The following is a 7,515-nucleotide window of genomic DNA, read 5'->3' on the forward strand; positions in this document are numbered from 1 at the left end:
GTCAAGATGTTCTAACATGGCGGTGCTCTGCGCTTAGCTGCGCGAACGCTGCTCAAAGCGCGGCAACATGGCGCTGAAATCGCGGCCAGCGCCGTCTTCGTTTTCGACAAATTGCTCATACAGCGCCTGGGCAAGTGCGCCCATGGGCGTGTCTGCATCTGCGCCGCTGGCGGCTTGCTGGGCAAGGCGTAGATCTTTCAGCATCAGATCAGCCGCAAAGCCGGGCTTATAGTCGTTATCGGCCGGCGACGTCGGGCCAACCCCTGGCGCGGGGCAGTAGGCATTCATCGACCAGCTATAGCCGGAAGACGTGCTGACCACGTCGAACATTTTCTGGCGATCAAGGCCAAGCTTGTCCGCAAGTGCAAAGCTCTCGCAGGTTGCGATCATTGTGACGCCCAGGATCATATTGTTGCAGATCTTTGCAGCCTGACCGTTGCCCGACGCGCCGCAATGAACGGCTTTTTGTCCCATGATTTCAAAGAGGGGCAGCGCTTTGTTAAAGCCGGCTTCTTCGCCGCCGACCATGAATGTTAATGTGCCACCGCTTGCGCCGCCAATGCCGCCAGACACAGGCGCATCCAATGCCAGAACGCCAGCGGCCGTGCATTGATCCGCCACAGCGCGCGCGCTTTCAACGTCAACGGTCGAACAATCCAGCAGAACTGCGCCCTTGCTCATTGCGGGGATGACCTGATCCGCGACGCTGCGCAGAATGGAACCGTTTGGCAACATCGTGATAAGCACATCAACGCCAGTTGCGTCCTCTGCTGCGCTGGCGGCGACGCTGACGCCTGCCGTGCTTGTCCCGGCGACATCAAAGCCCTTTACCGTGTGGCCCGCAGCGACAAGATTTGCGGCCATAGGTCCGCCCATGTTTCCCAGTCCGATAAATCCGATTTGCATTGCTTTGCTTTCCTCTTCAAATGACAGTTTGTCTTTACCTAGCGGGCGCAACATGAACGAGACATCAACTGCAGGAACCTTGTCCAGCGTATGTTTCCACTTTGGGGTGCGGTCCTTGTCGATGATGGCCGCACGTATGCCTTCGAGGAAATCGCCATGTTCCATTGCGCGCGCAGTGTAGCGGTATTCCAGTTCCAGCGCGCGTTCCAATTCAGTAACGCCGCGCAAGCGGTGGATCATCTCGACGGCGCACGCCATGGATAGTGGCGAATTTCGCTCGATCTGCTTTAAGGTTTTCGTTGCAAAATCAGTATCCTGAACCCGTAAGTTCGTGCAAATATCAGCAAGACTTTCGCCGCAGAAGGCATCGTTGACCAGATCAAGATGTTCCAAGACTTGCGGCGCAGGCGCGGTGTTTGCCGCGCGCTCGATCGCGTGGCTATCGCCGTCCGCACATAGTTCGTCCTTGAGCGCAGTCCAGTTGGCTTCGGGTATGAAATGATCTGCAAAACCGACGTAAAGTGCATCGCCCGCGTCCATTCGTGCAGCGGTCAGTCCAAAATATTCGCCAAGACGACCCGGCGCATGAGCAAGGAGCATCGAGCCGCCAACATCGGGCACCAGTCCAATGCCGACTTCTGGCATGGCGATACGGCTGCTTTCGCCAACGATCCTATGACTTGCATGACACCCAACGCCAACGCCGCCGCCCATTGTGAACCCCTGTAAAAAGCTGACAATTGGTTTGGGAAAAGCCGCCAGGCGCGCGTTCATACGGTATTCGTCGCGCCAGAACCCTTGCCCATAAGCAAAGTCGCCAGCCCGTCCTGTGCTATAGAGATCAGCGATATCACCGCCAGCGCAAAAAGCTTTTTCACCAACAGCGTCGATAATCACCAGCTTGATGTCCGCATTGCCCGCCCAATCGATCAATGCCGCGTCGATGGCGCGGACCATGTCATAGGATAGGGCGTTTAGCGCGCTTGGCCGGTTCAAGGTGATATGGCCTGCCGTGCCATTTTGACGGATATGGATGTCGCTCATTGCTGAAATGCTTTCGGGTTTTGAGGTCTGTTTCGGGTGGTTTTTGGGTGTTTGGGGGCGTTAGGGCAACACTTTGCGCTCAAATAGCGTGCTGGCAACGCGACATGCGTTGTTATCACAAGGTTAGAGCGGCTAGGCTTTTCTCCTAATCTGGGGCGAAAATCATGGAGCGCAGTGTTACGCGCATAACTATTGCAGCTGCGACGCGTGCGCGTCCGCGCATGTTTGCTGATCTTTTGCAATCGTTGCAGGCACTTGATGTGCCGCAAGGGGCCGAGCTTCGCTTTGTCTTCGTCGAAAACGATTCCCAGTTGAGCATCACGCAAGTCGTTGAGGATTTTCAAAAACGCACCGGCTGGCCCGCCCAGGCTATTCATGAGCCGCGCCGCGGAATTTCCTTTGCACGCAATGCTGCTATTGAGGCGGCGCTTGCGGATGGTTCCGACTGGCTGGCCTTTGTTGATGACGATGAACAAGTTCGCCACGACTGGTTGCGCCTGCTTTGGGCAGGCGCGAAAGAAGCGAAAGCCCAGCTTGCTGGTGGCCCCGTGCTTCCGATTGCGCCCGCTATGGGGTGCTCGGATGCAGAGCTTGAGGTTTTGGCCTACTATGAGCGTGCTGCGGCGATCAGCGATACGCGCAAAAGCGTAGCAATGGCTGCGGGGCGTCGTTTTGATCTGGCGACCAACAACTGGATTGTTGATCTTGCCGCGCTGGAGGGCGCTGGATTGCGCTTTGATCCCGACTACGGGCTGAGCGGGGGCGAAGATACGGATTTGTCGCGGCGTGCTCACAAGGCGGGTTTGCGGCTTGCCTGGGTTCCGGGTGCCATTGTGAGCGAAGAGGTGCCCAACGCGCGCTTGAGCGCGCGTTACATTTCCGAGCGTGCGCGGGCGCAGAGCATTACGAAGTTCAGGATAATGAAAGCTAGCAATCCCGCAAAAGCGCGTGTCAGTGCGGTTGCTCAGATCATATCCAAAGGCCTGTCGGGTGTCGTGCGCATTGCGTTCTGGCCTGTGCTTGGACGCTATAGCTATCATCGCGGTATCCGTGCGCTAGGGGTGGCCCAGGGGTTTTGGGCCGGACTTCGGGGCGAAGGCCAAACGAGCTACACGCACGTCACGGGCGAGTAGATCCGCGGGCCCTGCGGGGCGAGTTTATTGGCAAAATGAAGGAGAGACGCGCGCAGAGTGTTCCGCGCGCGCCAGTTTGTTTAGTCCATCGCTTTGAAGTTGAATTCGCCGCCTTGCTTGATACCTGAAGGCCAGCGCGATGTTACTGTCTTGGTGCGTGTGTAGAACTTGAATGCATCCGGGCCGTGCTGGTTGAGATCGCCAAAGACGGATTTCTTCCAACCGCCGAAGGTGTGATAGGCCAGCGGCACAGGGATCGGGACGTTGATACCGACCATGCCAACGTTGACGCGGTTGGCGAAGTCGCGTGCAGCGTCACCATCGCGTGTGAAGATCGCAGTGCCGTTGCCGTATTCATGGTCCATCGCCAGTTTGAGCGCCTCTTCGTAGGAGCCGGCGCGCACGGTGGATAGGACAGGGCCAAAGATTTCTTTCTTGTAGATGTCCATATCAGGCGTCACGTGATCGAACAGGTGCGCACCTACAAAGAAGCCGTCTTCATAGCCTTGCAGGTTGAAATCACGCCCATCCACAACAAGTTTCGCACCCTGATCGATCCCGGTTTGCACCAGGCCGAGAATGTTTTGCTTGGCCGCCGCTGTCACAACGGGGCCGTAGTCAACATCATCGCCAGCGGTATACGGGCCGACTTTGAGCTTTTCGATGCGTGGAACCAGCGCCGCAATCAGACGGTCTGCGGTTTCTTCGCCCACAGGCAGCGCAACCGAAATCGCCATGCAGCGTTCGCCAGCAGCGCCGTAGCCCGCGCCAACAAGCGCATCAGCGGCTTGTTCAATATCCGCGTCTGGCATGATAATCATGTGGTTCTTCGCGCCGCCGAAACATTGCACGCGCTTACCGTTGGCGCAGCCTGTTGCGTAGATATATTCAGCAATCGGTGTTGAGCCGACAAAGCCAACGGATTGGATTGTTTCATCGTGCAAGATCGCATCCACGGCTTCTTTATCGCCGTTGACCACCTGGATGATGCCTTTGGGCAGGCCTGCTTCCTCCAGCAACTCAGCAAGCATAAGTGGAACCGATGGATCACGCTCTGACGGTTTCAAAATGAAGGCATTGCCGCATGCGATGGCAGGCGCAAACATCCACATCGGGATCATTGCCGGGAAGTTGAACGGCGTAATGCCTGCGGTAACACCAAGCGCCTGACGCATGGAATAAATGTCGATGCCCGGGCCCGCACCATCGGTGTATTCGCCTTTGAGCATCTGGGGGGCGCCAATGCAATATTCCACGACTTCAAGGCCGCGCTGGATGTCGCCTTTGGCATCCGGGAAGGTCTTGCCGTGCTCGCGCGACAGCGCTTCGGCCAGCTTGTCCATATCGCGGTTCAAAAGGCCAACGTAGGCCATCAACACACGTGCGCGGCGCTGCGGGTTCGTTGCGGCCCAAGCAGGCTGCGCTTCGGCTGCGATTGCGACGGCTTTCGCCATTTCTTCGTTGTTGGCGAGCGGCACTTTGGCCTGCACTTCGCCTGTCGCAGGGTTGTAGACGTCAGCAAAACGTCCTGACGTGCCTTTAACGTGCTCGCCGCCGATGTAATGGGTGAGTTCTTGCATTTGGGAATCCTCCGATTGGTCTGATGCAGATTAATCTTGCAAAAATGCTGTGAACAGGCGCAATAATCCCAAAAGGTTTTGCAAAATTGCAAGAAGGTGATCCATGGCACAGAATTGGGATGACTTGCGCGTTTTTCTGAGTGTGGCGCGAGGGGCAAGCCTGTCTGCGGCGGGTAAACAATTGCGCATTGATCCTGCGACGGTCGGGCGGCGTGTTGCGCGGCTAGAACAACGCATGGGCACAGCATTGTTTGCCAAATCGCCGCTTGGGTATGAGTTGAGCGCGGCCGGCTCTCGCTTGCTGCCTTTGGCGGAGCAAGCGGAACAAGCGATGGGGGCCGCGAGCGATCTGATGGTGCAGGGCAGCGCATCTGGCAGTGAGCTTAGCGGAAGCATTCGTTTGGGCGCGCCAGATGGCTGCGCCAATTTCCTGTTGCCGCAGGTTTGCGCGCGTATTGTCGCCGCGCATCCTGATCTGGACGTGCAAATTGTAGCTTTGCCGCGCGTTGTGAACCTGTCCAAGCGCGAAGCCGATATGGCGATCACAGTCAGTGCGCCAACTGCGGGGCGGTTAACGGTTCAGAAACTGAGCGACTATAAGCTGCATCTGGCGGGGTCACCGCAGTATTTGGATCAGGCACCGCTTTTGACGGCGAAGGAAGATTTGAGCGCACACCGGATGATTGGCTATATTCCGGACATGATTTTCGACAAGGAACTGGACTATCTTGCGGCCCTCGGGGTGGAGCGTGTTCCGCTTGCCTCAAATTCCGTGGCTGTGCAGTTTCATGCGATCCGGCAGGGTGCGGGCCTTGGTATTGTGCATGATTTTGCGCTGCCGACTGCGCCGGAGCTGCGCCGCGTGCTTGTCGACGAGGTCAGCCTGACACGCAGTTTTTATCTGGTTCGCCATATCTCTGATCGTAGGTTGCAGCGGCTTAACCGATTTGCGGAAATGCTGGCCACGGGATTGCGTGCAGAAATTGCATTTCTGGAAGGGCAGTGCGCTGCAACTTAAAGATACCATTGCTTGACAGAATGGCAAATTGCGGAAACTCTGAGGATAACGCAATATTATTACTGGAGGGCGAGCCATGTTGGTGCAGCAAATTCTAAACTCTAAGGCGAGTGATACGGTCGTGACAGTAAAGCCCGGTACTCTGGTCCGTGACGCTGCGCAAATTCTAGCAGACAAGCGCATAGGTACAGTTGTGATTTCAGCGGACGGGGATACCGCCGATGGAATTTTGTCCGAGCGCGATATCGTGCGTGAACTGGCGGCTCATGGGGCAAAGTGCCTCTCCGACAAGGTTGATGATTTTATGACAACAGAACTGGTCACCTGCACACGGGCCGACCGCGCGGATGATGTGTTGCAAAAAATGACTGACGGGCGATTCCGTCACATGCCTGTGGTCGAAGATGGTAAATTGATCGGCTTGGTCACAATCGGCGACGCGGTGAAAGCGCGTCTGAGCGAGCTTTCGATGGAAAAAGACGCGCTTCAAGGGATGATAATGGGGCATTAAGCCGTTGAATGGCAGGTTCGGTGTTGCGTTTCGCTGCGCAATATTGTTGCGTGCGCCTTAACCGAAAGGAGCGCAATCATGCGAACAGGTCTTTATCCGGGTACGTTTGACCCAGTTACATTGGGTCATATCGATATCATTCGCCGCGCTTGCGCGTTGGTCGACAAGCTGGTGATTGGCGTCGCCATCAACCGTGACAAGGGTCCATTGTTCTCGCTCGAAGAGCGCGTGGCGATGATCGAGGCAATTTGCAGTGATCTGTCACAGCAAACAGGCACAGAAATTGTCGTGCATCCTTTCGAGAACCTGCTGATTGATTGCGCGCGTGATGTGGGCGCGCAGATCATTGTGCGCGGGTTGCGGGCTGTTGCCGATTTTGAATATGAATATCAAATGGTTGGCATGAACCGCGTGCTTGATGACTCGATTGAAACCGTGTTCCTGATGGCCGAAGCCCAGCACCAGGCGATTGCCTCGAAGCTGGTGAAAGAGATCGCCCGCCTTGGTGGTGATGTGTCCCATTTCATCACGCCAGAGGTAAATACCGCGCTGAAAGAGCGTTTGGGTTAACTTGCGTCCAGAGCGTTGATAATCGGCGAGAAATCGTCGGCTTTTAGACTTGCACCGCCCACCAGCGCGCCATCAACGTTGGCGATGGCAAAGATTTCAGCTGCATTCGTCGGTTTCACGGAACCACCGTAAAGCAAACGTATTGCGCGCGCGATTTTGGGGCCGAAACGCTGCTCAAGACGTGCGCGGATGAAATTATGCACTTCACTGATTTGTGCAACGCTCGGTACTTTGCCGGTGCCGATGGCCCAAATGGGTTCATAGGCGACGACCAGATTTTCTCCGCTGACATCGTCGGGAATTGATCCTGCCAGCTGCCCGCCGATGATATCGAGCGTGTTGTCGGCTTCGCGCTCTTCCAGTTCTTCGCCCATACAGATAATCACCCGCAGGCCCGCCGCCAGCGCAGCGCGCGCTTTGGCGCGGACATCTTCATCATGTTCATCGTGATCGGCGCGGCGTTCCGAATGGCCAAGAATGACATAAGTTGCGCCAGCATCCAGCAACATCGCGGCAGAAACATCGCCCGTATGCGCGCCGCTTTCGCGTTTGTGACAGTCCTGCGCACCAAAGGTGATAGGGCCATTCTTTGCAATGTCGGCGGCGCGGTGGAGCAGGGTGGTTGGCGGTGCAATCAGGATTTCGGAAAGCGCGCCTGTATGGGCCGTTGCAAGCGCTTCGATCTGAGCCAGATCCGCACTTGTGCCATTCATCTTCCAATTGCCTGCTGCCAGTTTGCGCCGCATCATTCTC

The 7,515-nt window shown here is 56.5% G+C and carries 7 protein-coding genes and 1 pseudogene; 4 read left to right on the forward strand and 4 right to left on the reverse strand.

The features are described from left to right. Positions 1–33: 33 nt before the first annotated feature. Both mmsB and WBC85_RS00390 read right to left on the reverse strand, forming a co-directional pair. The gene (mmsB, locus tag WBC85_RS00385; RefSeq protein WP_424432710.1) at positions 34–906 is read right to left on the reverse strand and encodes a 3-hydroxyisobutyrate dehydrogenase; all 873 of its coding nucleotides are present in this window, start codon (positions 904–906) and stop codon (positions 34–36) included. An 81-nt stretch (positions 907–987) separates the two neighbouring features. After that, positions 988–1,950, reverse strand: a pseudogene (locus WBC85_RS00390) (enoyl-CoA hydratase/isomerase family protein); the annotation flags it as partial. A gap of 164 nt (positions 1,951–2,114) precedes the next feature. Here WBC85_RS00390 and WBC85_RS00395 point away from each other — a divergent pair. Next, complete coding sequence (locus WBC85_RS00395) at positions 2,115–3,083, forward strand: glycosyltransferase (RefSeq protein WP_424432705.1); 969 nt, start codon at positions 2,115–2,117, stop codon at positions 3,081–3,083. An 80-nt stretch (positions 3,084–3,163) separates the two neighbouring features. On the opposite strand, the gene WBC85_RS00400 is transcribed toward WBC85_RS00395, so the two are convergent. Beyond that, a complete protein-coding gene (locus WBC85_RS00400; protein WP_424432706.1) occupies positions 3,164–4,663 on the reverse strand; it encodes a CoA-acylating methylmalonate-semialdehyde dehydrogenase in 1,500 nt (499 codons plus the stop codon). A 103-nt stretch (positions 4,664–4,766) separates the two neighbouring features. Here WBC85_RS00400 and WBC85_RS00405 point away from each other — a divergent pair, with 103 nt between their 5' ends. The 3 genes from WBC85_RS00405 (at position 4,767) to coaD (ending at position 6,762) form a co-directional block, all read left to right on the forward strand. Beyond that, on the forward strand, positions 4,767–5,681 hold the full coding sequence (locus WBC85_RS00405; RefSeq protein WP_424432707.1) for a LysR family transcriptional regulator: 915 nt from the start codon (positions 4,767–4,769) through the stop codon (positions 5,679–5,681). Between the two features lie 76 nt (positions 5,682–5,757). After that, the gene (locus tag WBC85_RS00410) at positions 5,758–6,192 is read left to right on the forward strand and encodes a CBS domain-containing protein (RefSeq protein WP_424432708.1); all 435 of its coding nucleotides are present in this window, start codon (positions 5,758–5,760) and stop codon (positions 6,190–6,192) included. Positions 6,193–6,270: 78 nt separating this feature from the next. After that, positions 6,271–6,762: a pantetheine-phosphate adenylyltransferase gene (gene coaD / locus WBC85_RS00415; RefSeq protein ID WP_424432709.1), complete on the forward strand. Its 492-nt coding sequence runs from the start codon at positions 6,271–6,273 to the stop codon at positions 6,760–6,762. Here coaD and tpiA read toward each other — a convergent pair. Next, positions 6,759–7,508: a triose-phosphate isomerase gene (gene tpiA, locus WBC85_RS00420; RefSeq protein WP_424432711.1), complete on the reverse strand. Its 750-nt coding sequence runs from the start codon at positions 7,506–7,508 to the stop codon at positions 6,759–6,761. The genes coaD and tpiA overlap by 4 nt on opposite strands. Positions 7,509–7,515 lie beyond the last annotated feature (7 nt).

Source organism: Planktotalea sp., assembly GCF_049680325.1.
Taxonomy (GTDB): domain Bacteria; phylum Pseudomonadota; class Alphaproteobacteria; order Rhodobacterales; family Rhodobacteraceae; genus Planktotalea.